Here is a 21,215-nt window from a genome sequence, read left to right as displayed (position 1 = left end):
AGAAGAAATGCTTCTTCTCTTGTTATCCGGTATTAGCCCCGGTTTCCCGGAGTTATCCCCGTCTTACAGGCAGATTACCCACGTGTTACTCACCCGTCCGCCGCTAAATCAGAGGAGCAAGCTCCTCGTCATTCGCTCGACTTGCATGTATTAGGCACGCCGCCAGCGTTCATCCTGAGCCAGGATCAAACTCTCCATAAAAGTGTTTGACTTGCTCGATTTAAAACTGACGGAATTAAATGTAATTCCTTACCTATTTCTTTTGTTCAGTTTTCAAAGAACTGTTTGGCTTGTCTTCTTTCGAGACAGCTTTATTATCTTACCGAATCTCAGCTGTAAAGTCAAGCGTTTTTTTAAAATCTTTTTTAAAGATAAATGGTGGGCCTAAATGGACTCGAACCATCGACCTCACGCTTATCAGGCGTGCGCTCTAACCAGCTGAGCTATAGGCCCGTAAATATAATGGAGCGGGTGATGAGAATCGAACTCACGACCAGAGCTTGGAAGGCTCTTGTTTTACCATTAAACTACACCCGCATAAAGAATGGTCGGGAAGACAGGATTTGAACCTGCGACCCCCTGGTCCCAAACCAGGTGCTCTACCAAGCTGAGCCACTTCCCGTAAAAAAAATATGGCGCGCCCTGAGAGATTCGAACTCCCGACCTTTTGATTCGTAGTCAAACACTCTATCCAGCTGAGCTAAGGGCGCCTATCCATTGCATATTCAAATGCATTATATATGTTATTATGAAAAGTTGGTGCGGTCGAGAGGACTCGAACCTCCACGGGGATACCCCCACTAGCCCCTCAAGCTAGCGCGTCTGCCATTCCGCCACGACCGCGCGGCTAGATGCCAGCGCATGTGCACTGCAACCTTATGTTTTAATTAATATGGTGCGGGTGAAGGGACTCGAACCCCCACGTCAAAGACACTAGATCCTAAGTCTAGCGCGTCTGCCAATTCCGCCACACCCGCATATTAATTTGAAAATGGTGAGCCATGAAGGACTCGAACCTTCGACCCTCTGATTAAAAGTCAGATGCTCTACCGACTGAGCTAATGGCTCGTGCTAATTGTGTCCGTCAGTACCCTGTCTCTTCCTCTGAAAGCAAAGTATGAAAGTGTATCCGTCGAGACAACTCGTCGTTCAATCACGTTGTGTTGCTCGTGACTGAGCTAATGGCTCTTAGCATTAAATACTGAAACACCTATCTTAAAAACAAAAAATGGCTGGGCTAGCTGGATTCGAACCAGCGCATGACGGAGTCAAAGTCCGTTGCCTTACCGCTTGGCTATAGCCCAACACCTTATAGTAAAAATGGCGGACCCGACCGGGGTCGAACCGGCGATCTCCTGCGTGACAGGCAGGCATGTTAACCACTACACCACGAGTCCATCTATCTATAGGTATTCATAATTTTTTATGAAATTAAATGGTGACCCGTACGGGATTCGAACCCGTGTTACCGCCGTGAAAGGGCGGTGTCTTAACCGCTTGACCAACGGGCCACATGGCAGAGAAGAAGGGATTCGAACCCTCGCACCGCGTTAGCGATCTACTCCCTTAGCAGGGGAGCCCCTTGAGCCACTTGGGTACTTCTCTGTATGGCTCCACAGGTAGGACTCGAACCTACGACCGATCGGTTAACAGCCGATAGCTCTACCACTGAGCTACTGTGGAATGTCATTTAAGGACAATTAATATCATAATTGGTTCAGCTTAAAATGTCAACCCATTTTAGAAGGTTTTTTCTAAGCATTCCTTGCTGCAACTGCCGTTACGAAAAGCCATGTATAGGGCATGTCTAACAGCGACTTAATTAAGTTACCACATTCCTATAATTGAAGTCAACACTCTATTTTGAAGAAATCGGTTTTAATTTTCCGCGGCACTTTCCGCACACATATCTTTTCGTATCAATCTTCCTTTTTCTTTTAAATGACTGCGTACAGTCAGTGCAAATATAGTGATATTTATAACTTTCTGTCCTTCTTTTTTCAGGAACAGACTGACAGTAACGCGATCCACCAACTTTATTCAGCAAATACTTAAAATCGTAATCTCCGTGTTTATATCCTTTCCCTTCAATATGAAGATGGTAATGAACAAGCTCGTGTTTTATTACACCGATTAATTCTTCAATCCCAAAAGCCGCAAAAAGGTGCGGATTCATCTCAATATCGTGCGTTCTTAACAGATATCTTCCGCCAGTTGTCCGCAATCTTTTATTGAATCTGGCTTTGTGGCGGAACTTTTTATTAAAAAATTGAATGGAAATCTCCTCGGTGAGTTTCTGCAGTTCCTCGTCTGTCATGGTCATGCTCCTTATTTATTCAAGTTCACATTAACAAGCTTCTATACATAGACTAATACACAAACAACGGATTGGGAAGTTCAAGGAGGTTCTCTATATGCCAACATGGTTTAAAAGGCAGCTCCGCCGTGCGTACTATCAAAAAGATCGTTACCAAATCCGCTTACTGAATCAATGCTGGTTCTTTTATAACAGAAAGCACTCCTCCAGTGAAGAATAATCACTTGAGGAGCGCTTTTTTATTTGACTCATTTCTAAAGATTGTTACTTTTGAACATTTTTTGTTGAGTTCGCTTCTTTGATTAGTTGATTGGAACGCAAGGTGCGAGACTCCGGCGGAATCAGCGGGACAGGTGAGACCACGGCAGGCTAGATTAGCCTAGGGGGCTCACCGCACGCCTCGTGGAAAGCGAGCATACTGGAATGGAAATCAACATCTTCTATTAGAAACAATATTTTTCGAAAACAGCCTTTTACCCCTTTTTTGGCGCGATCATCGTAAGAGCAATTCGCTGTTTCGCTACATCTACGGAATCTACCCAAACTGTTACAACTTGGCCCACACTTACAACATCCATCGGATTCTTTACAAATCGATCCGTTAATTTTGAAATATGGACGAGCCCGTCTTGTTTTACACCAATGTCTACAAAAGCTCCGAAGTCCACAACATTCCGGACTGTTCCTTGCAGCTCCATACCGGGAGCTAAATCCTCCATTTTTAAAACATCTGTTTTAAGAACGGGACCTGAAAATTCATCCCGGGGATCCCGGCCGGGCTTTGTCAGACCATCAATAATATCTTTTAGCGTCGGTATACCAATATCCAGTTTGTTCGATGTTTCTTCTAATGAAAGAGAGTTTAATTTTTCAGCAAGAGCTTCTGTGCCAATATCTGCAGGCGTAAAGCCCAGCTCTTTTAACAATGCTTTAGTCCCCGGATAGCTTTCAGGGTGGATTCCAGTTTGGTCTAGCGGCTGATCACCATCCACTACACGCAGAAATCCGATACATTGCTCGTACGTTTTTGCTCCAAGACGCGGAATCTTCTTAAGCTCGGTTCTATTTTTAAATTTCCCAACTTCGTTTCTTTTTAAAATGATGTTTTGAGCAACGGTTTTAGACAAGCCCGAAACATACTGAAGCAGCGAAGATGATGCCGTATTAACATTCACACCAACTTGGTTTACAGCTGTCTCTACAACAAATGTGATTTCTTCACCTAGACGTTTTTGGGATACATCATGCTGATACTGACCGACCCCGATCGATTTTGGATCTATTTTTACAAGTTCAGCTAAAGGATCTTGAAGTCTTCTGGCGATTGAAACAGCGCTTCTTTCTTCGACTTGAAGATCCGGAAATTCTTCACGGGCTACACTTGAAGCTGAGTAAACACTTGCGCCCGCTTCGTTTACAATGACATAAGCCACTGATTTTTCCAGGTCTTTTAGTGTTTCTGCAATAAATTGTTCTGTTTCACGCGATGCTGTACCATTACCGATAGCAGCAATCTCAATGTCATACTGATCAATTAGCTTCTTAACAACGGCAGCAGATTTTTCAACCTCGGAACGCGGAGGTGTTGGATAGATGGTTTGAATATGAAGAACCTTCCCTGTCTCATCAACAACACCCAATTTACAGCCAGTACGATATGCCGGGTCCACTCCTAGTACGACTTTCCCTTTCAATGGCGCTTGAAGCAAAAGACTTCTTACATTTTCAGAGAAAATATGAATCGCACGTTCTTCTGCTTGCTCCGTTAAAGATGCACGTATTTCTCTTTCAATGGAAGGCGAAATTAATCGTTTGTAGGCATCTTCAATGGCTTCTTGTAAATAAGGAGCAGCAGGCGAACCTGATCGCTTAATTGTTTTTCTTTCGATTTTAGAAAGAATTAATTCAGCAGGAGCCACAATTCCAACCTTTAACATCCCTTCCTTTTCACCACGGTTTACCGCAAGTACACGGTGGGGAACAATCTTTCGGATAGGTTCCTGGTATTCGTAGTACATTTCAAATACTTTTTTCTCATCCGCTTCTGTATTTTTGCCCTCCGTTTTGATTTCTCCTTTTGAAAAAGTATCTTCACGGATCCACTTTCGCATATCAGCATCGTCAGACAGCATTTCTGCGATAATGTCTTTGGCACCTTGAAGGGCATCTTCTGCTGACAGTACTTCTTTTTCTTCATTTATGTAATCTTTTGCCGCTTCTAAAGGATTTTTATCTTGCTGTTCGAGCAGCCACAAAGCTAATGGCTCTAATCCTTTCTCTTTCGCAACTGTCGCTTTAGTCCGTCTTTTTTGTTTGTAAGGACGGTATAGGTCTTCAATATCCTGCAGCTTTTGGGCCTTATTAATACTTGCTTTTAGTTCTTCCGTTAATTTACCTTGCTCGTCGATCAGACGGATAACTTCTTCTTTTCGGGAAGCGAGGTTTTGAAGATATGTCCAGCGATCCATGATATCTTTGATCTGGACTTCATCTAGACCTCCTGTTAATTCCTTTCGATAACGGGCAATAAATGGTACCGTATTTCCTTCTTCTAATAATTCGATTACTTGATTAATTTGTTTTCCTTTAACATTCAATTCCTGTTCCATCATACGCAATGCTTGTTCGTTAACAGGTTGTCCCAAAAAGAACACTCCTTTTTCCATCAATTACTTCTATTATAAACGAAGAGGATCCCTCCGTAAAAAATCCATTGAAAGACAAACAAAAAACACCACCCTCAAATGTATAAGGATGATGTTTCTCTAACTTATATTCACTTGGCCGACAAGGCATGTAGCATCATCATTTATATCCTGCGGCAATTCACTGATATATTTCACTGATTCCTTTGGAGAAATCATTTTCGTTAAAAGTGAACGGCTTTGCGTATGAATATCCATACCATCGGAATAGAGCATAAAGGTTAAGTCTTTTTCAAATTTGAAATCCTGCACTTTAAATCGTTCTGGTTTTCCTACAAGAAAACCTACTTTAGGCAAAGGGTGTACGGCACGTTGTCTTTCTGCAGAGATCATAAAACGGATGTTACCTACTCCAGAATATGAGGCAGTTTGATTTTTATAATCGACTTTCACGATTGCTATAACAGCGCCGCGTGTATACCTTAGTCCATCGTTGCAAAGGTGCATCAATTGTTCAACTGTTTCTTGATGATTACGGTCGATGATGTCAGTGGCTGCTCCTGACGCTTCTTTTGCCATTTTACCGCTTCCTAAGCCATCCGCAACTGCGCAAATCAAATAATTTTCCGTTTCTTTCACGTAAAAACTATCTCCGCAAAGATCATTTCCCTTTTTTGGCTTCTGATAAGAGGAAACAGATGCTCTGCTATATTGATAGTGTTCAATCATCTAAGCGCCTCCGAAGGACTCACTCTTAAAGCTTCTTTCAGCTTTTCTAAGGCTCTTCTTTGCAGTCTGGAGACATGCATCTGAGAAATATCTAATCTTTCCCCTGTTTCCTTCTGGCTTAAGTTTTCAAAATAGGTGCACTGAAGTATTTCACGTTCACGCTCCGAAAGAACGGCAAAAGCTTTCTGTAAAAGAAGTCTTTTGTCAATCTGATCGTAACCATCATCAGGTGATCCTACAAGATCAAGAAGTGTAACTGTACTTCCCTCTTGGTCAGCCTCAATAGAGCTGTCTACAGAAAGGGCTTGATAACTCTTACCCATTTCCATCGTCTCTAGCACTTCTTCTTCTGAAACTTCCAGATAATCCGCAATTTCTGCAATTTTAGGTGATCGCTGCAAGCAGGTAGTTAATTCTTCCACAGCTTTCTTAATTCTTGGTCCTAATTCTTTGATTCGACGAGGAACGTGTACACTCCATGTCTTATCACGGATAAAACGTTTAATTTCCCCGACTATTGTCGGAACGGCAAATGATTCAAATGATCTGCCAAACGTTTTGTCATATCTTCTAAAAGCAGCTAGCAATCCAATCATTCCAACTTGTACTAAGTCATCATGAATGCTTTTGCCTTTTGAAAACTTCCGGGCAAGGGAATGGACAAGATCTTGATACTGTAAAACAAGATTCGTCTGAATTTCTTCATTCTGTGGATCTTGCTGCAGTTCATCGATCCAAGCGTAGACCTGTTCTTTACTGTGAAGGCGCTGGTGAGATTCTGTCGACATGTTCCTCCACCTCATCTCTGTGAAGATACTTTGTCATCATTACAACGACACCCGCTTCACTGCTTATTTCTACCTTGTCCATAAGTGTATCTATTAAAAAGAGGCCTAAACCTCCCTCATTTAACTGATCAACAGATTTTCCATCTACAGGGCCAAGATTTTTTGAGATAGATTCGACATCAAAGCTCATACCTTGATCGACAACCGTAATTTCAATACGATCATCAAATATATTACAGCCAATACGAACTTGGCCTTTCTCTCCATCCGTATATGCGTGATTTACAACATTCGTAACTGCTTCAGATACAGCAATCTTAATATCTTCAATTTCATCAAACGCAAAACCCATTCTGTTAGCAAGGCCTGATATCGTTAATCTGACCACGCCCACATAATCCGGTTTTGCGGGGACATTCATTTCAATATAGTCGGACGCTGTTCTCATAGCGCCTCCCCCTTTACTCCGCTTTCAATGTCCATAACTTCAGTTAATCCAGTAATCTCAAAGATACGTTTAACACGATCTGTCATACCCCGAAGTTTTAATGAACTGTTGTTAGCTTTTGAAGATTTTAACGCTCCTACAAAAACTCCTAGTCCTGTGCTGTCCATATAATCAATTCCAGAAAGGTCTACAACAACTGTACCGCCTTCCTTTTCTGTCAATGGAAGCATGACTTCTTTTAATTTCGGAGCCGTATATGCATCGACTTCCCCAGTAAGCTGTAACTCATGTATTTCATTTATTTGGTGTTGATTGATTTGTAAATTCATGTTTTTTCCCCCCACGCTTTGATTAAAACCGATAAAATACCTTTACCCTAAACCAAAGTATGCTAAACCATTCGTTTTAAAATTATTAAGGTAAAATCATCTCTAAGCTCAAATCCTTGTAGACGATCCAATTCCTGAAAAACATTTTCAACGACATTTTGGGCTGGCAGATCCATATACTTGCGGATGAGAGAAACGATTTCTTCTCTTTCAATAAAACCTTTGCTAGTACGGCACTCGGTAACACCATCAGAGAGGAGTATCACCATATCACCAACTTCAACCACTCTTTCATAAGGATGATAGGTTGTTGTTCGTGATACACCTAATACAAGCCCTTTAGCAATTAGATCGTGGAATTGATCTTCTTTTGCATGATAGATAAACCCAGGCTCATGGCCTGCACCTGCATAGAAGAATTTATGACTTTCAGGCTCATAAACACCATGAAACATTGTAATGAACATATTGCTGTTAACATTTTGTTCAACGACACGGTTTAAGTTTTCTAAAAGTAGATGAGGCTTCATCTGTTCTTCCGGAAGACTGTCCATCGCGTATTTAATCATGGACATACATAATGCAGCAGGAATACCTTTGCCGATAATATCAGCCACGGCAACACTAAGGCTGCTTCCACTTTTCACAAAATTATAATAATCACCGTTCATCTTCTTAGCCGGAACACTGACAACTCCAATATCAAGTTCATCAAATTCGGGCACATCACTTAAAAGCAAAGTTTGCTGCATACTTGCAGCTACTTCGATTTCTGATTCCAGCTGCTGCTGCTTATCCCGCAAACTTTGGTGTTCGCGGTAAGCAAACCCATAGCCGATCATGGCCTCCAGCAGAAAGTCGAATGAATCCCTCATTTCTTCTGACATATTAGGGAACAGTTCGTCCATTACTTGGATATGCAGACTAACAAGATCTTCTGGTGATATTTGCTGTTCGAGCAATTTTCTGCTGAATTGCTGGCCTTTATAGAGTGTCGTCTCAGTTTTTGCTTTTAGATAGACCGATAATAGATCTTGGTAACGTTCAGTTAGTGCGTCTTTTGCAGTCAAGAGCTCTCCTCCTAACGAAGCCATTTAGTAGCAGAAATCTCCGTTCCCACATCAACTGTGGATTCTATCGAAAATTCATCCATTAATCGCTTCACGCCTGGTAATCCTGCTCCTAAGCCGCCGGAAGTTGTATAGCCGTCTTCCATTACTTTGCGGATTTCGCGGATTCCTGGCCCATTATCAAGGGCTACGATTCGTAGACCCTTTCTGCCTAATTGATCAATAGGCTCTATACATATCTTGCCTCGTCCGGCGTATAAATAAATATTCCGGGCAAGTTCAGAAATTGCAGTTGTTATTCTTGCTTGATCAACATTTCCGAAACCAAGCTCTTTAGCCATGTTTCGTCCAAGTTGCCGGGCACTTACGATGTCCCACTCGTTGCGTACTTCCACACAGGATTGGATGTCCATGGTCATCCCTCCAGTTCCAGACGCAATTTATCAAGCCCTTGCTCTAAGTCAAGTGCTGTCGAAACTTCCCTCATTGAAATTCCAAGGTCAATAAGAGTAATAGCAACAGCTGGCTGTATTCCTGTTAATACAACTTGCGCTCCCATTAACTTTGACATTCTCACTACATCTCCAAGAACTTTTGCTATAAAAGAGTCGATCATGTCGACGGAAGTTAAATCAATTACAACTCCCTTTGCGCCGGTATCATGAATTTTATTCAACAGGTCCTCTTGAAACTGCAGGGCTGTTTGATCATCCATTTCAACTTGAATCGTGATCAATAAATATTCATGCAATTTTAAAATAGGAATTCTCATTTTTTCCACTCACTCCCTATTCATTGCTTATTAACTGCTGATTAGTGATTTCCAAAGCATTTTCCATACCTTTTTGAAGCGTACTTTTTGTAGGGAATAAACTTAAATCAATGCCCAGACTTACAATTGTTTGAGCAATTTCAGGTCGAATACCTACAAGGATACAAGTAGATCCCAATAAACGAACGGCATCTGCAGCCTGAATAATATGGTGCGCCACCATTGTATCTACTACGGGTACGCCTGTAATATCAATCAAAACAACTTCTGACCGGTATTTAATAACTCCATTAAGCAGATTCTCCATAATTAGTTTCGCACGCTCTGTATCAATTGAGCCAATCAGAGGCATTACGCTAATATTTTTGAATACTGGAATAAGCGGGGCAGATAGTTCCAATAGTGCTGTCTTTTGTATAGAAACAGTTCTCTCCCAAATTTGAGAAGAATTTTCTATTACTCTGTTTAAGATTGGATCCAGCCAGCTATCGATTTCACGGTAAACGGCAGCTAACTTTTCCTTGTCGCTTTCTGTTTCGACTAAAAGGTTTAAAATTACGCGGCGGGCAACCTGTAGCCCTTGCGTTAAATATTTAAGCGGTAATCCTGTATGAAGCACCTGGTCAAAAAATTGATCGAGTGTTCCATCTTTGGATATATCGTGATAGTTAATATGCTTAATTAAAAGTTCAAAAAACTGCTGGTCTGTTTCTTCACTAAGTTTTAGTGTAGTTGTATAGCCAGCAAGCTCTTTTTCTTTAAAAAGGTTGACTTCCTTCAGCCAATGATTTTTAAGGGTTTCTTGATTTTCGTTGATCATTTGTACAATCAAGTTGTCCAATTTTTCCTGCACCCCCACTACATATAGTTTCGACTCTATTATTTCATTTCTGATTATTTTCTGCAATGTTAACTCTAACTTAGGATATATATCCCAAAAACCCTTACTTTAAACATGTATTTTTTTACATTTTAATTAAATCTTTTTATATAAAATAAAAAACCGCCAGACCTCTGTCAGACAGTTTCTCAATGTGTTATGAAATTGCTAAAAATCTACCAGACCAGTGCTGATCTGTAATGCGTCGTCTACCCTGCGCATCATGTCTTCATCCAGTTGCGTAATTTTATCTGTTAACCTTTGCTTGTCAATCGTTCTGATCTGTTCAAGCAAAATAACTGAATCCCGTTCAAAGCCGTATTTTTTAGAATCTATTTCAACATGTGTTGGAAGTTTTGCTTTTTGTATTTGGGCTGTGATTGCAGCAACTATTACAGTAGGGCTAAAACGGTTTCCGATATCATTCTGGATAATCAGTACAGGACGTATTCCGCCTTGTTCTGAACCAACTACCGGTGAAAGATCTGCAAAGTAAACGTCTCCGCGTTTGACTATCAAGGACTACACCCCGCTAACTAAGCGGTCCAAGGTATGATCGGCTTCCTCCTCTAACATAAATGCTTCTGAGGCAATCGTTAGATTGATCTTAGCCATTTCCATGTAACCTTGTTTCATCTCATCACGAAACTGACGCTTGTTCTTCCGCTCACGAAGAAACATTTCAGTTGCTTGATGGATAAATTCGCTGCGGTCCAAATTCTCTTTTTTAATGACACGATCCACCTCGCTTAGTAATTTTTGAGGAAGACTAATCACTATTCTTTTTGTGTTCAATTCGGACACAACATACACCTCCGCGCAAAGCTATACTACGATCGAGTTCCTTTTAACCACATATAATCTTATCACTTCAATATTCCATTTGCAAAGCGATTTCAAAGTATTTATTCTACAATTTTTTTAATAGTCCTTCTAATATTCTGCTAAAAATTTAGAATTACATTCATATTTTCTGAAATTCGACCCTTTTTCACAAAAACCCTCGGCACTCGTGAAGAAATTAAACACGGAATTTCATAATTTATCGTATTTGCTAATGAAGCGATCTCATCCATTTCAATGGTTTGGTCATTCTGCGTACCTATTAAGGTAGCTTTTTCACCAACTTCCATTTTATAAGGAAGTCTTACCATGCACTGGTCCATGCAGATCCGGCCGATGATCGGCACACGCTCACCCCGTATCAATACTTCCGCACCAGGCGATAATCTTCTTTGCCAACCATCTGCATATCCAATCGGAAGGGTGCCTACCCATTCTTCCTCTTTTGCTGCATAAGTTGCTCCGTAACTTACAGTATCTCCAGGTGAGAGTTTTTTAATATGAACCAGCTGAGAATGCAGACTGAAAGCTTCTTCTAAGGGGAAAGGCAGTTTTTCTTTCATCTCTGCTGATGGTGACAAACCATACATGCTGATTCCAAGCCTAACGAGATTAAATGGCCCTTCTACTTTTCGTAATGCTGCCGCACTATTGGCACTGTGAAAATATTTAGGAGTGATCCCCCATTTCTCCAGTAAGTCTATTTGTTTGATAAATCTTTTTCTCTGTTCTTCAAAAAGCGGCGATTCCCATTCATCTGCTGTAGCAAAATGAGTAAAAACCCCTTCTATTTCACATTTAGAAGAGTTGTTGATCAGAAGAGAAATATCATAAAGCTCGGTTGCTTCAGTTATCCCGACACGACCCATGCCTGTATCAAGCTTAATGTGGATCTTTAAAGATTTCTCGGTTTCTTTCAGGAAGTCAGATGCTTCATCAAGCCATTCCTTTTGAAAAACAGTTACGCTAATCTCATTTTCCGCCGCAAGACTAACATATTCAGGACGAATACGGTTCATAACTAAAATTGGTTCTGAAATTCCTTGTTTTCTTAATGCCAATGCTTCATCCAGTATGGCGACTGCCAGCAGCTCTGCTCCCGATGCCAGCGCCTCTACTGCCGTTTGATAAGCACCATGCCCATAGCCGTTTGCTTTAACTACAGCCATAATTTTTTGATCAGGAAGGTGTTTTTTAAATGATTTTACATTTCTGCTTATCTTATCTAAGTTTATTTCAGCCCATGTATCTCTGTAAAAATGATGTCTGTCCACAATTATGCCTCCTGCAAAAGAACTGAATGATTGCCTCTTATTTTAAACGTTTCATCGGAATTATGTAAGTAAAAAACAGATTTACCCCTTGGAAAGATAAGTTTGAGCGTAGGTTGGGAAGGTTTGAGCGGTCGTTGACTATTTTGAGCTAAACTCAGACTGATTTGAGCGGTCGGCGACTATTTTGAGCGAAAACCCGATAAGTTTGAGCGAACGTGTAATAAAATCAAAGAACACGTACCGTAAAGTTGACAAGTAGCGGAAGGTGCGAGACTCCTGCGGGCTCAGCGTGCCGACTACCTGAGTATTCTTCTCGCAAGGCATGTGACGAGGAAGCTTGCTTCGGCAGGATTTTCTTGTAGACGCAGGAGCAGCACTTCATATATCTTTCGCCGGGGCTCACCTTACCCCTCGCGGAAAGCGAGCAACCTGGAGCGGAAATCAACCACTTCTAGTATCAGCACATTGTACAAAAAAACCCAAAAGGAAAAACGGCTAAAAGATCTTAGCCGTCCTATTATTATAGAAGAAACTATTTAATTGCCTCTCCATAAACAGATCTTGCAATTGCCATAAGCTCTTCCTGATTAAGGCTATTGGATGCAAGGAAATAATCTACTCCGTTATAGTTCCATGTTACAGATTGTTCTGTCATGGCACCAACTGTAAAGCCGAGATCAACCGGTTCACCGTTCGCCATCGTTAATCTTGACGCTGTCTCTACAGCCGTATTTTTTTGCTGCATGAGTGTAAATGATTTATTTTCTTCAGCATCTGCATAGTTCAGAACAACTTTAGATTCATTATCTCCGAGTGCTACTTCTCTTTCATTTACAAGGTTCAAGTTAGATGTGTAGGTCGGATAAAGCACTTCAAATTCTTCGTCTGAGCCAGAGAAAGTCGGGATTTCGAATTGAGCACTCGACATATTGGATTCCATATCGAAAGAGTTTTTATCAAACTTTGCGTTAAATTGAACTTTTGAGAAATCGAGTCTGACAAGCTCTTTTTGATCTTGATCCATAATACGGACTTGGGTTGGATCTAAGTCTTTATTCAGTGTAATTTCCTGCTGATATAAGTTTTTGTTCTGATAGTTCGTTTTTGTATGGAAAACATAGCTTTTCTCTTTTGATTTAAATCCGCGGTCAGTATCATTTAAAATATCAGAAATAAGTGATTGGAATAGATAGACCTGACTGTTGTTTTCCGGCCAGTCACTTTGGAAACGGAAGCTTTTGTTAAGAGCTGGCGTTAATACGAAGACCCCGTCTTTATTACGCAGGATCATCTGACTTTGGTCTTTTTCTGCATTCTTTAAGCTGACACGGTAAAAATCCGGTTTCTTATGCCAGATTTCTAAATCATACGTTAATGGCTTTTCCCCTGTGTTTAACGTCATTTTGGCTTCTGCTTTATAGCCTGTCATGGTTTCCATTCTTTCTTCCAAAGAATCCAGAACATCATTCTGGCTTTGCTCGCCGCATGCAGACAGAACCATTAAAGCCATGAACGCCGTCAAAATAATTGACAGTGTTTTCTTCATTTTTTGCCATCCCCTTTGTCCCAAAGTAATTTCGACATTGAAGGGGGTGCTAACTCTGCTTCAAGCAAAGGACTGCCCCTTCTACCGCATTACAATATATGAGACAACCATGGACAATATGCAGACTAGCTTGACGAGCTTTCTAAAATTACTTGAGCTACCGCATATTCTTTCGTATGAGAAATAGATAAGTGACATAAATAAGGGTAAGGGGAGGTAATAAAAGGCTTTCCTTTTCCATCAACCTTAATTTCCATGTCATGCCATGAGAGTTCTGCTCCAATACCTACTCCTAGCGCTTTTGCCATTGCTTCCTTTGCAGCGAATCTGCCGGCAAGGTATTCGTATTTACGGTTTCCATTTAATGAATCAAACCTTTTTTGCTCAAAAGCCGTTAAAATCCTGCTCGGAAAACGCTCTTGATGAAGCACTGCTTTTTTAATCCTATTCAGTTCTATAATATCGATGCCCGTTCCAACAATCATATGTTTTCTCCTTTACGGCTATATTTTTCGCCCTCTTCCCTCTCACATGGTAAACTTAAGGAAGAATACTTCAATATGTATCAAAACTTCATATAAAAAGGGTGATCTCTTTCAATGTTTATCAGGGATGAAAGCTTCCAGACCTTTATCAGGCGATATCCTATTGTAACTTTTTTAACCGCTGTTCATATCATCGTTTTTCTACTTATTAATTTTACCCCTTTTAGCACGGCTTTGTATCATTTATTGGTAGGATCTAACTATTATATCGCAGCAGGAGAGTATTGGAGGCTTTTTACACCTATTATTACTCATGAGTCTGCGGGGCATTTAATCTTTAATTCTTTTTCGCTTATTTTATTTGGTCCTGCCCTTGAACAGATACTCGGGAAAGCCCGGTTTATCATTGGTTACGTTGGTGCAGGTTTAATAGCGAACATTGCAACCCTTCTAATGCTGCCGCTGTCATATGCACATATCGGTGCTTCCGGTTCCATCTTCGGACTGTTCGGTATTTACGTTTATATGCTGTATAATCACCGTCAATATATTGATCGAGCGAATACCCAAATTCTTTTGGTTGTTCTCGCGATCAGTTTAGTTTCAACTTTCTTAAACGCCAGAATAAACGTTCTTGGTCATCTGTTCGGACTGATCGGTGGAGCTGCTTTAGCCCCAATCATCCTTTCCACCTTGCACAGAAAGAAAAATAGATATTAATTCCCACGAAAAAAGCACCTCCTTCAGCAAGAGGTGCTTCTTACATTAAGGGTGCTGCAGCAGCACATCTTTTAATGAAGTTCATAATATACCGGCCAATCTATATCAAATGTATGAAGTGGTTATTATTCCAACGGGAACGCATGTAAGCGGACTTGAAGAAAAAAGCACCGGAAAGCAATCCGGTGATTTTTAGTACAGGTCAAACATATTTACTTCATGTTTTGTTTGTTTTAAGTAGGTAAATAATTGGGCTCTGTGATGGAAGGCATGAGTAACAATTTCAACGAGCCACTTTGCCTGGGACATCCCTTTTTCAGCATAAAAAGCTTTAGTTTCTTTGTTTAAAAAATCCTCTTCTGATAATGATAAAAAGTAAGATCTTAAGAGATGGTATCCTTCATCTAGAACATGTGTAAGTTCAGCTACATTTCCAGCTGACAATTTCTTTTCAAGTTCACGGATATCCTGTTCTGATTTTTCCTGTAAGATGGCCAAGTCAATATGCGGGATCTGTACCAGATGGTTAGCAAGCTCTAAAAACGAACGCATATTGTCCGCTGGACGAAAGTCATACACAGAAGGCTCTGCCTTTTTCAATAAATGATTTGTTGTTCGGACTACAGTATAAAACTCTTCTAATAATGTCTCCGTTAATGATACAGTAACATTCAATGTAATACCCTCCAATTATGTAAAGTAATGATCCTTAAAAATATTCTTCAATCAACCCGTTGTTTCCTTCATATAAACGCAAGACACAAAATAAAAAAACCGCCATTATGACGGTTTATTTAACGTAGCTTCTAGCTACCTGTCTCATTTTTCTATGTTTTTGTTTTTGACTGCGCATTCTTAAAATGACAAGGAACGCCAATAATAAGAGAAGTCCTCCATATAGGTAGATACTCGCTTTTACCGCTGTTTGCATAAAGGTAGGTCCGGTCTCTTCCTTAGCTGATTTTAAAGGAGATGCAACAGCTTTTGTCTCTTCGTTTTTCTTATACAGAGTATGAGAAAGTAAAACGTCCCCTTCTGCATTCTTTAATTGAAGTTTACCATCTGAGTTTACTTCTTGAAGCGGCTTCTCACCTACAGGAAGTGTTACTGATAAATCTTCCTTTAACGGGTAACTCTCTCCGTTTTCAGCCAGTATTTCCGTTCCTGCTGAGAGAGTTTGTCTTTCGAAGTTTGCAAAGCCATAATCGCCTATTGCCATCGTATCCCAATACGCAGCACGGCTTGATGGCGCCTTTAACGTTACAATAATTACATCTAGATTATCACGTGAAACTGAAGTTACAAGAGTATGCTTGGATTCATTTACAAAGCCGTTTTTCACACCTGTTGTCCCTGGATAATCCCACAATAGCTGGTGGTGATTCCGCAATGTAGTTTCCCAGCCTTCACCGACCCAAGGCAGTTCTTTTGTTGAAACAATCTCACGAAAAACTTCATTCTCCATTGCATATTGCGTAATTTTGGCCATATCTTCTGCAGTTGTATAATGTTCTACATCAAAAAGACCATTAGGATTAACAAAATGTGTATTGTCCGCTCCAACTTTTTTTGCTAAATCGTTCATTTGCTCAGCGAATGAAGCAACATCACCTGCCAAATATTCAGCGATTGCGATGGCTGCGTCATTTCCAGAGTTGATCATTAGCCCTTGAACGAGGTTTTTCAGCGGTACTTGTTCACCTTCTAGTAAATAAACACGCGTCCCGTCCGCTTTTACTGCTTCACTGCTAATCATTACGGACTCTTCTAACTTGCCAGATTCTACAGCCAGAATACCAGTAACGATCTTGGTGATACTTGCTGGATACATTTGTTCCGTACTATTTTTCTGATATAAAATGTCTCCAGTTTTTGCATCGATCATTACGGCGCTTTCGCTTTTAATATCCGGTATGTTTTCACCTGCTGCTTGCACAATATGTGATTGTGCCAAGATCACAAGTGAAAAAACAAGAAAAAGGCAAAGTTTTTTCATACTATTCCGCTCCCGTTAGTCATTTAATCTTCATAACTCTTCGATAGACAATTCTTTTCTATTATGGTTGCAATCAAAATGAAATTTAGTAATTATCGTCATAAAAAAACAGGCGTTTTTATCAATTGATACCATTCGACAAAATTCGCCTGATTCCTTTTATATATCGTACATTTCTGCCTATTCTTTAGTCAAAATGCTTCCTGTTTTTCTTGCCTCTCAGCAAATCCCCTGTCCAGCCTTTCATTCTTAGCCACAAATAAATCCCAATTGTGGAAACCACAATTAAGATCATCGCGTACAGATAGCCGAATTTCCAGTCCAGCTCCGGCATATTTTTAAAGTTCATTCCCCAAATTGCACCAAGGGCCATAGCTGGAGTAACGATTACCGTAAACACGGTTAAGGTTTTCATAATTTCGTTACCTCGGTGAGAGGATAGCACCTCTTCCAAATTAAGTAGTGTATCAATGTCCTGACGGTAATGCGAAATAAGAGTTAAGGTACGATCTATGCGCGTCGTAATTTTTTTATAAGCATCCGTTTCTGTAATCTCGTCCAGAAAAGCTTCTTTGATCGCCATCGCAGTTTCGTGAACAGGAAGGGTCAAATCACTCCAGTTGATCAATTCGATACGGCTATCATAAATACTGTTCAGCAAGGTCGTATGATTGTTCTTCTGAACATCCCTTTGCAGCTTTTTAAGTGTAGTCTCAAACTCGTCAATTCCATCTAGGAAATGATTGATCAGTTCGCCCATTAAAATTAGAAATCCTTCTACAGGTGTTTCTTCTTCGATGATTAAATGATCACAAGATTCTCTATAGTCCCCTGTTATTTTTGACAGATCCAGTCCAACCGTAATAAAAGATTTGCGGCGGATATAAAAATGGAACACTTCAAACTCTTCCTGGTCCTCAGGATTTTGTTTGTAAGTCAGTGATCCCCTTAAGATCGGATCTCCATCATTATCTTTTTCTATTCTTAAATAGTTCGTTTTATTTTCCTTCACGTGAGTAAGCCATTTCTTGCAGCCTTTATTATCTGCGATTAAGTCTTGAAGGCTCTCATTGTGGCAGTCATGCTGGTGCCATGTCCATCCATATACGCTTGTATGTTCCATTGTATCCCATCCTTTTCGAACTACATGACGGTATAATCTTTTGCACCTTTTTGTCTCAACCAGTTCAGCGACTTCTGCATGATTTGCGGATGGTTCTCCGTTCCTTCCTTATTTAAATGAAGCCATACAGTTCCAGATTTTTCAGTTACCTTTACTTTTAATAGAGCAATTCCGATTAATTCATCATTTTTCTCCATCATTAATACAGCCGTATCATCACGGTCCATATATTGAGGAAGCTTTTTATAAAATTCCGGAGCTTCCGTGCACCAGTTGAGCAAGCGGTTCAGATCATCGTTATTCGCAAACCTTAGTTCCATCCATATTCCTCCTCAATAGATTTCCCCTGTATTTTTAAGAGCAAACCTAAAGAATTTCTGAAGCTGGAGAAAGATAGCTCATCAGCAATTCCCGGTCTTCCGGAAATGATAAAGGTAAAAGTTTCAACTCCTCAAAGGATACCCATCTTATATCGTAGATTAAACCATCAGGATCTTGAATGATCGGCGACCCAGTTATTATTTCTGCCAGGAAATATTGCACTTTAAAAAGTATTCCAAAAGAAACGCCTTCTTTAATATGAAGCTTTTCTTTAATTTTCACGACATAACCCGTTTCTTCCCATACTTCGCGAATACAGCACTCTTCAATTGTTTCATCTTTTTCTAACCCCCCAGAAGGAACGCTCCAGCGTTTTTCCTCTTCCGGTTTTCCTTGAAGGACCATTAGCAGCTTTCCTTCCATCAGGCAAATGCAGCTCGCCCCTTCCCATAGCATAAAATCTCCCCCTTTACAGCAAAGGTTCTTTTTAGGACAAAAAAAGTCCTGCGCAATCACGCAGGACTTTTCAACAATTATATGACTTTAGCTTGTTCGTTCACTTTTTGTGTGTTAATAATTTTTCGGTTGCCATGATCCCACGTATAGATGGTCTTGCTGTTTTGTTCTAATAAAGAGAGAGAGTCGTTTGTACATTTTACAATTTTCGAGTGCGGGATTTCATGCTCTTTTTGCTCACCAGTTTCTAGATCAATATATACAATTCTTTCGCTTTTTCCAGTCGACAGATCCAATTCGTATACAAGCAGGTGGTTATCGACTTGATACAAAGCACGAGGAGAGATGGACAATTTATATTCCGTTACTACTTTATCTTTTTCATTAAGCACCATTACTTTTTTCGGGTCTCCGTTTAATACAGGAGCACCTGAAACGTAAACATGATGGTTAAAGCATAGAATGTCTGTAGGAGCCATATTGCTTCCTAAATTCACCCGCTTCTTTTTCCCGTCGCGAATGATATACAGCACTGCCTGGTCTTCTTCAACAATATAGGAAGAAATATAAAGGACATCATCGCTCATTTCAACTTCCCATAAGTAGCCGTTCACTTTCCACTCTTTTATTAGTTCAGGGCTATCTTTTGAAAAAATCAGGACTGAGCCTTTTGAACCATCGCCTTCACAAGCAACAACCACGCAAGAATCAAACTCATAAAAGTTAGGCTGCCCCTTAATAAGCTGTGATTTCAAGCATCCGTTTTTATGATCAAAGATAAACAGTTTGTAGTCTTTCGTGTGGTCATTAACTTTCTTGGAGAACCAGTAATTCTTCTGGTTGTCCATAAACACTTCGGAGTAGGCAAATAAGCTCTCCTCATTTCTTACTACACTTCCGGCCTGTTCAGGATCACGTGAGACATACAGCGAGCTATTGTTCTCTGCAGTTCTTGATGATAATTTATACATTTTGGCCATAGTACTCTCTCCCTTCAATTTTGACGCCGGTTCCCTGCATGACTTCGTTTTATGTAAAACTCAATTATCAAAATTATCAATTTCTAGCAAAAACTTTGTATTTTCTGTTATATTTATCTTATCAAACAAACAGCTTAATCTGTATTGGGAAAAATGGTAGGATAGATACTTGATTAATGGGGGTCTTGCATGACAATTTTCCCAAGTTCTGAAAGGGGGATTTTATGGTCGGTCAACGAATAAGATATTATAGAAAAACAAAAGGCCTAACCCAGGAAGAGCTGGCACAGGGAATTTGCTCTGTTTCTTACTTGAGTAAGATCGAGAAAGGGGACGCCAAATCAAGCGAAGAAGTCATTAACATGCTTTGTGAACGTCTAGGTATTTCGCCGGAGGAAGTGGACGAAGGCAAGATCCTTGAAATGCTTAATGAGTGGAACATGTTAATGGTTGATCGACAATTTGAAGAAGCGGATAATACATTTCTTATAGTAAAGGAAAGAATGGAAGGTGTAACAGATCCAAATTTGCGTTTAAGGTATGAGTTGTTTCACTCAAGATATCTTATGGTAATAGAACCTCCTTTATTAAACGAGACAAAACAAAAGTTAGATAATATAGGTGATTTATTTGATCATCTCTCTAATGATTTAAAATTCTATTATTATATGTTTTGGGGAATGTACTATAACTTTAATAAAAAGTATAATGAAGCACTTACCTATTTGCACAAAGCTGAAAAACAATTTAATCAGACTTCTAATGTACAGGATTCAGAGGCAGCGGTTAATTATTACCTTTTAGCTTTAACTTATAGCTTTTTAATGAGAGTTACTTCAATTACTACTTACACCTTTAAAGCCATTCATATATTTGACAGAGACTATAATTATAGTAGAAGTGCAGATTGCCAAATATTATTAGGTATCAGTTATCGTAGATCGAAACACTATGATCTAGCTGAGATGCATTTAAAACATGCTCTAAAGTACTCTACAATGTTTAAAGATGAAACCTTAAGTGGTATTATCTACCATAACTTAGGATATATTTCCTCATGTAAGAAAGAACATCCAAAAGCTATAGACCGTTATGAAAAAAGTCTTGGATTTAAAAAGAGCCAATCCCCTCAAAATATGGCTAATACCATTTACCTCTTAGCAGCTGAACATTATGAATTAAAAAATTATGAAAAAGTTAAAGAGTTAATAAAATCTGGTTTAACACTAATTAATGAAGAGCAAGAAGCTTATTATAACTTAATGATTCTCAGTTATAAGATCGAGGGCATAGAGTCGGATGATTTTATACAGTTTCTTCGAAAAAAAGCTTTACCTTTTTTTGAAAATAAAGGAATATGGGAGTATGTTTCTAACTATGCTGAATTACTAGCTGATATGTTTTTTAATCAAGGTCATTACAAAAAAGCTAGTGAATACTATAGAGTCGCAAATAACGCAAGAAAAAATATTTTTTAAATTTCAGGAGGATAG

At 39.8% G+C, this 21,215-nt stretch carries 24 protein-coding genes, 12 tRNA genes and 1 rRNA gene; 3 read left to right on the top strand and 34 right to left on the bottom strand.

Annotated features, from left to right (window positions below):
• The 14 genes from M3196_RS20490 to M3196_RS20425 form a co-directional block, all read right to left on the bottom strand.
• Positions 1-201: ribosomal RNA gene (locus M3196_RS20490) — 16S ribosomal RNA — on the bottom strand; the annotation flags it as partial.
• Positions 202-376: 175 nt separating this feature from the next.
• Positions 377-453 (bottom strand) — tRNA-Ile (locus tag M3196_RS20485).
• 10 nt (positions 454-463) lie between these two features.
• Positions 464-537, bottom strand: a tRNA-Gly gene (locus M3196_RS20480).
• An 8-nt stretch (positions 538-545) separates the two neighbouring features.
• Positions 546-622: transfer RNA gene (locus M3196_RS20475), tRNA-Pro, on the bottom strand.
• 11 nt (positions 623-633) lie between these two features.
• A tRNA-Arg gene (locus M3196_RS20470) sits at positions 634-710 on the bottom strand.
• Between the two features lie 47 nt (positions 711-757).
• A tRNA-Leu gene (locus M3196_RS20465) sits at positions 758-843 on the bottom strand.
• A gap of 50 nt (positions 844-893) precedes the next feature.
• Positions 894-977, bottom strand: a tRNA-Leu gene (locus tag M3196_RS20460).
• Positions 978-992: 15 nt separating this feature from the next.
• Positions 993-1,068 (bottom strand) — tRNA-Lys (locus M3196_RS20455).
• Positions 1,069-1,229: 161 nt separating this feature from the next.
• Positions 1,230-1,304 (bottom strand) — tRNA-Gln (locus M3196_RS20450).
• Between the two features lie 17 nt (positions 1,305-1,321).
• Positions 1,322-1,397: transfer RNA gene (locus M3196_RS20445), tRNA-Asp, on the bottom strand.
• Positions 1,398-1,436: 39 nt separating this feature from the next.
• Positions 1,437-1,511 (bottom strand) — tRNA-Glu (locus M3196_RS20440).
• A 3-nt stretch (positions 1,512-1,514) separates the two neighbouring features.
• Positions 1,515-1,605, bottom strand: a tRNA-Ser gene (locus M3196_RS20435).
• Positions 1,606-1,608: 3 nt separating this feature from the next.
• Positions 1,609-1,683 (bottom strand) — tRNA-Asn (locus M3196_RS20430).
• A gap of 175 nt (positions 1,684-1,858) precedes the next feature.
• Entirely contained in the window at positions 1,859-2,317 is a 459-nt protein-coding gene (locus M3196_RS20425) for a SprT family protein (protein ID WP_251324181.1), read from the bottom strand.
• Between the two features lie 97 nt (positions 2,318-2,414).
• Here M3196_RS20425 and cmpA point away from each other — a divergent pair, with 97 nt between their 5' ends.
• Positions 2,415-2,537, top strand: a complete 123-nt coding sequence (gene cmpA / locus M3196_RS20420; protein WP_130297391.1) for a cortex morphogenetic protein CmpA — start codon at positions 2,415-2,417, stop codon at positions 2,535-2,537.
• A gap of 253 nt (positions 2,538-2,790) precedes the next feature.
• On the opposite strand, the gene M3196_RS20415 is transcribed toward cmpA, so the two are convergent.
• The 14 genes from M3196_RS20415 to acpS form a co-directional block, all read right to left on the bottom strand.
• On the bottom strand, positions 2,791-4,983 hold the full coding sequence (locus tag M3196_RS20415; protein WP_425311037.1) for a Tex family protein: 2,193 nt from the start codon (positions 4,981-4,983) through the stop codon (positions 2,791-2,793).
• A gap of 99 nt (positions 4,984-5,082) precedes the next feature.
• Positions 5,083-5,691: a SpoIIE family protein phosphatase gene (locus tag M3196_RS20410; RefSeq protein ID WP_251324180.1), complete on the bottom strand. Its 609-nt coding sequence runs from the start codon at positions 5,689-5,691 to the stop codon at positions 5,083-5,085.
• The gene (gene sigB / locus M3196_RS20405) at positions 5,688-6,479 is read right to left on the bottom strand and encodes an RNA polymerase sigma factor SigB (RefSeq protein WP_251324179.1); all 792 of its coding nucleotides are present in this window, start codon (positions 6,477-6,479) and stop codon (positions 5,688-5,690) included. Before sigB ends, M3196_RS20410 begins: the two co-directional genes overlap by 4 nt.
• Positions 6,445-6,927 (bottom strand): anti-sigma B factor RsbW, encoded by a 483-nt coding sequence (rsbW, locus tag M3196_RS20400; RefSeq protein ID WP_251324178.1) that lies wholly within the window; start codon positions 6,925-6,927, stop codon positions 6,445-6,447. The genes sigB and rsbW overlap by 35 nt, the downstream gene beginning before the upstream one ends.
• Complete coding sequence (locus M3196_RS20395) at positions 6,924-7,256, bottom strand: STAS domain-containing protein (protein ID WP_251324177.1); 333 nt, start codon at positions 7,254-7,256, stop codon at positions 6,924-6,926. The genes rsbW and M3196_RS20395 overlap by 4 nt, the downstream gene beginning before the upstream one ends.
• A 62-nt stretch (positions 7,257-7,318) precedes the next feature.
• Complete coding sequence (locus M3196_RS20390; protein ID WP_251324176.1) at positions 7,319-8,326, bottom strand: PP2C family protein-serine/threonine phosphatase; 1,008 nt, start codon at positions 8,324-8,326, stop codon at positions 7,319-7,321.
• Between the two features lie 11 nt (positions 8,327-8,337).
• Positions 8,338-8,739, bottom strand: a complete 402-nt coding sequence (locus M3196_RS20385; protein ID WP_066285716.1) for an anti-sigma regulatory factor — start codon at positions 8,737-8,739, stop codon at positions 8,338-8,340.
• Positions 8,740-8,741: 2 nt separating this feature from the next.
• Positions 8,742-9,098, bottom strand: coding sequence for an STAS domain-containing protein (locus tag M3196_RS20380; RefSeq protein ID WP_066239455.1), 357 nt, complete (start codon positions 9,096-9,098; stop codon positions 8,742-8,744).
• A gap of 16 nt (positions 9,099-9,114) precedes the next feature.
• Positions 9,115-9,939 (bottom strand): STAS domain-containing protein, encoded by an 825-nt coding sequence (locus M3196_RS20375; RefSeq protein WP_251324175.1) that lies wholly within the window; start codon positions 9,937-9,939, stop codon positions 9,115-9,117.
• 207 nt (positions 9,940-10,146) lie between these two features.
• Entirely contained in the window at positions 10,147-10,497 is a 351-nt protein-coding gene (locus M3196_RS20370; RefSeq protein ID WP_066239453.1) for a type II toxin-antitoxin system PemK/MazF family toxin, read from the bottom strand.
• Between the two features lie 3 nt (positions 10,498-10,500).
• Positions 10,501-10,782 (bottom strand): CopG family ribbon-helix-helix protein, encoded by a 282-nt coding sequence (locus M3196_RS20365; RefSeq protein ID WP_066390801.1) that lies wholly within the window; start codon positions 10,780-10,782, stop codon positions 10,501-10,503.
• A 140-nt stretch (positions 10,783-10,922) separates the two neighbouring features.
• Positions 10,923-12,098 (bottom strand): alanine racemase, encoded by a 1,176-nt coding sequence (gene alr, locus M3196_RS20360; RefSeq protein ID WP_251324182.1) that lies wholly within the window; start codon positions 12,096-12,098, stop codon positions 10,923-10,925.
• A gap of 529 nt (positions 12,099-12,627) precedes the next feature.
• Complete coding sequence (locus M3196_RS20355; protein ID WP_251324174.1) at positions 12,628-13,641, bottom strand: LolA family protein; 1,014 nt, start codon at positions 13,639-13,641, stop codon at positions 12,628-12,630.
• A 125-nt stretch (positions 13,642-13,766) separates the two neighbouring features.
• Positions 13,767-14,126 carry a holo-ACP synthase gene (gene acpS, locus M3196_RS20350; RefSeq protein ID WP_251324173.1) on the bottom strand — a complete coding sequence of 120 codons (360 nt, stop codon included), beginning with the start codon at positions 14,124-14,126 and terminating at the stop codon, positions 13,767-13,769.
• Between the two features lie 114 nt (positions 14,127-14,240).
• On the opposite strand from acpS, the gene M3196_RS20345 reads away from it, so the two are divergent.
• Positions 14,241-14,846, top strand: coding sequence for a rhomboid family intramembrane serine protease (locus tag M3196_RS20345; protein WP_251324172.1), 606 nt, complete (start codon positions 14,241-14,243; stop codon positions 14,844-14,846).
• Positions 14,847-15,038: 192 nt separating this feature from the next.
• On the opposite strand, the gene M3196_RS20340 is transcribed toward M3196_RS20345, so the two are convergent.
• The 6 genes from M3196_RS20340 to M3196_RS20315 all read right to left on the bottom strand — a co-directional run bounded on the left by M3196_RS20340 (position 15,039) and on the right by M3196_RS20315 (position 19,722).
• Entirely contained in the window at positions 15,039-15,521 is a 483-nt protein-coding gene (locus M3196_RS20340; RefSeq protein ID WP_251324171.1) for a DinB family protein, read from the bottom strand.
• Positions 15,522-15,636: 115 nt separating this feature from the next.
• A complete protein-coding gene (locus M3196_RS20335) occupies positions 15,637-16,842 on the bottom strand; it encodes a D-alanyl-D-alanine carboxypeptidase family protein (RefSeq protein WP_251324170.1) in 1,206 nt (401 codons plus the stop codon).
• 187 nt (positions 16,843-17,029) lie between these two features.
• The gene (locus tag M3196_RS20330; protein ID WP_251324169.1) at positions 17,030-17,965 is read right to left on the bottom strand and encodes a magnesium transporter CorA family protein; all 936 of its coding nucleotides are present in this window, start codon (positions 17,963-17,965) and stop codon (positions 17,030-17,032) included.
• A gap of 20 nt (positions 17,966-17,985) precedes the next feature.
• Positions 17,986-18,285 carry a hypothetical protein gene (locus M3196_RS20325; protein ID WP_251324168.1) on the bottom strand — a complete coding sequence of 100 codons (300 nt, stop codon included), beginning with the start codon at positions 18,283-18,285 and terminating at the stop codon, positions 17,986-17,988.
• Between the two features lie 46 nt (positions 18,286-18,331).
• Positions 18,332-18,742, bottom strand: a complete 411-nt coding sequence (locus M3196_RS20320) for an NUDIX hydrolase (protein ID WP_251324167.1) — start codon at positions 18,740-18,742, stop codon at positions 18,332-18,334.
• A gap of 77 nt (positions 18,743-18,819) precedes the next feature.
• Positions 18,820-19,722, bottom strand: a complete 903-nt coding sequence (locus M3196_RS20315) for a hypothetical protein (protein ID WP_251324166.1) — start codon at positions 19,720-19,722, stop codon at positions 18,820-18,822.
• Positions 19,723-19,946: 224 nt separating this feature from the next.
• Between M3196_RS20315 and M3196_RS20310 the strand changes: the two genes are divergently transcribed.
• Entirely contained in the window at positions 19,947-21,200 is a 1,254-nt protein-coding gene (locus M3196_RS20310) for a helix-turn-helix domain-containing protein (protein WP_251324165.1), read from the top strand.
• Positions 21,201-21,215: the final 15 nt, after the last annotated feature.

Source organism: Fictibacillus nanhaiensis (assembly GCF_023715445.1).
Classification (GTDB): Bacteria; Bacillota; Bacilli; order Bacillales; family Fictibacillaceae; genus Fictibacillus; species Fictibacillus nanhaiensis_D.
This window is presented reverse-complemented; position numbering and strand designations above follow the sequence as displayed.

Bases quoted from the DNA above. Each gene is read 5' to 3' on its own strand.
- acpS (WP_251324173.1), bottom strand. From the start codon at position 14,126: ATGATTGTTGGAACGGGCATCGATATTATAGAACTGAATAGGATTAAA.
- M3196_RS20415 (WP_425311037.1), bottom strand. From the start codon at position 4,983: ATGGAAAAAGGAGTGTTCTTTTTGGGACAACCTGTTAACGAACAAGCA.
- M3196_RS20425 (WP_251324181.1), bottom strand. From the start codon at position 2,317: ATGACAGACGAGGAACTGCAGAAACTCACCGAGGAGATTTCCATTCAA.
- M3196_RS20345 (WP_251324172.1), top strand. From the start codon at position 14,241: ATGTTTATCAGGGATGAAAGCTTCCAGACCTTTATCAGGCGATATCCT.
- M3196_RS20410 (WP_251324180.1), bottom strand. From the start codon at position 5,691: ATGATTGAACACTATCAATATAGCAGAGCATCTGTTTCCTCTTATCAG.
- M3196_RS20335 (WP_251324170.1), bottom strand. From the start codon at position 16,842: ATGAAAAAACTTTGCCTTTTTCTTGTTTTTTCACTTGTGATCTTGGCA.
- M3196_RS20380 (WP_066239455.1), bottom strand. From the start codon at position 9,098: ATGAGAATTCCTATTTTAAAATTGCATGAATATTTATTGATCACGATT.
- sigB (WP_251324179.1), bottom strand. From the start codon at position 6,479: ATGTCGACAGAATCTCACCAGCGCCTTCACAGTAAAGAACAGGTCTAC.
- M3196_RS20325 (WP_251324168.1), bottom strand. From the start codon at position 18,285: ATGGAACTAAGGTTTGCGAATAACGATGATCTGAACCGCTTGCTCAAC.
- M3196_RS20320 (WP_251324167.1), bottom strand. From the start codon at position 18,742: ATGCTATGGGAAGGGGCGAGCTGCATTTGCCTGATGGAAGGAAAGCTG.
- M3196_RS20395 (WP_251324177.1), bottom strand. From the start codon at position 7,256: ATGAATTTACAAATCAATCAACACCAAATAAATGAAATACATGAGTTA.
- M3196_RS20315 (WP_251324166.1), bottom strand. From the start codon at position 19,722: ATGGCCAAAATGTATAAATTATCATCAAGAACTGCAGAGAACAATAGC.
- cmpA (WP_130297391.1), top strand. From the start codon at position 2,415: ATGCCAACATGGTTTAAAAGGCAGCTCCGCCGTGCGTACTATCAAAAA.
- rsbW (WP_251324178.1), bottom strand. From the start codon at position 6,927: ATGAGAACAGCGTCCGACTATATTGAAATGAATGTCCCCGCAAAACCG.
- M3196_RS20355 (WP_251324174.1), bottom strand. From the start codon at position 13,641: ATGAAGAAAACACTGTCAATTATTTTGACGGCGTTCATGGCTTTAATG.
- M3196_RS20385 (WP_066285716.1), bottom strand. From the start codon at position 8,739: ATGGACATCCAATCCTGTGTGGAAGTACGCAACGAGTGGGACATCGTA.
- M3196_RS20330 (WP_251324169.1), bottom strand. From the start codon at position 17,965: ATGGAACATACAAGCGTATATGGATGGACATGGCACCAGCATGACTGC.
- M3196_RS20310 (WP_251324165.1), top strand. From the start codon at position 19,947: ATGGTCGGTCAACGAATAAGATATTATAGAAAAACAAAAGGCCTAACC.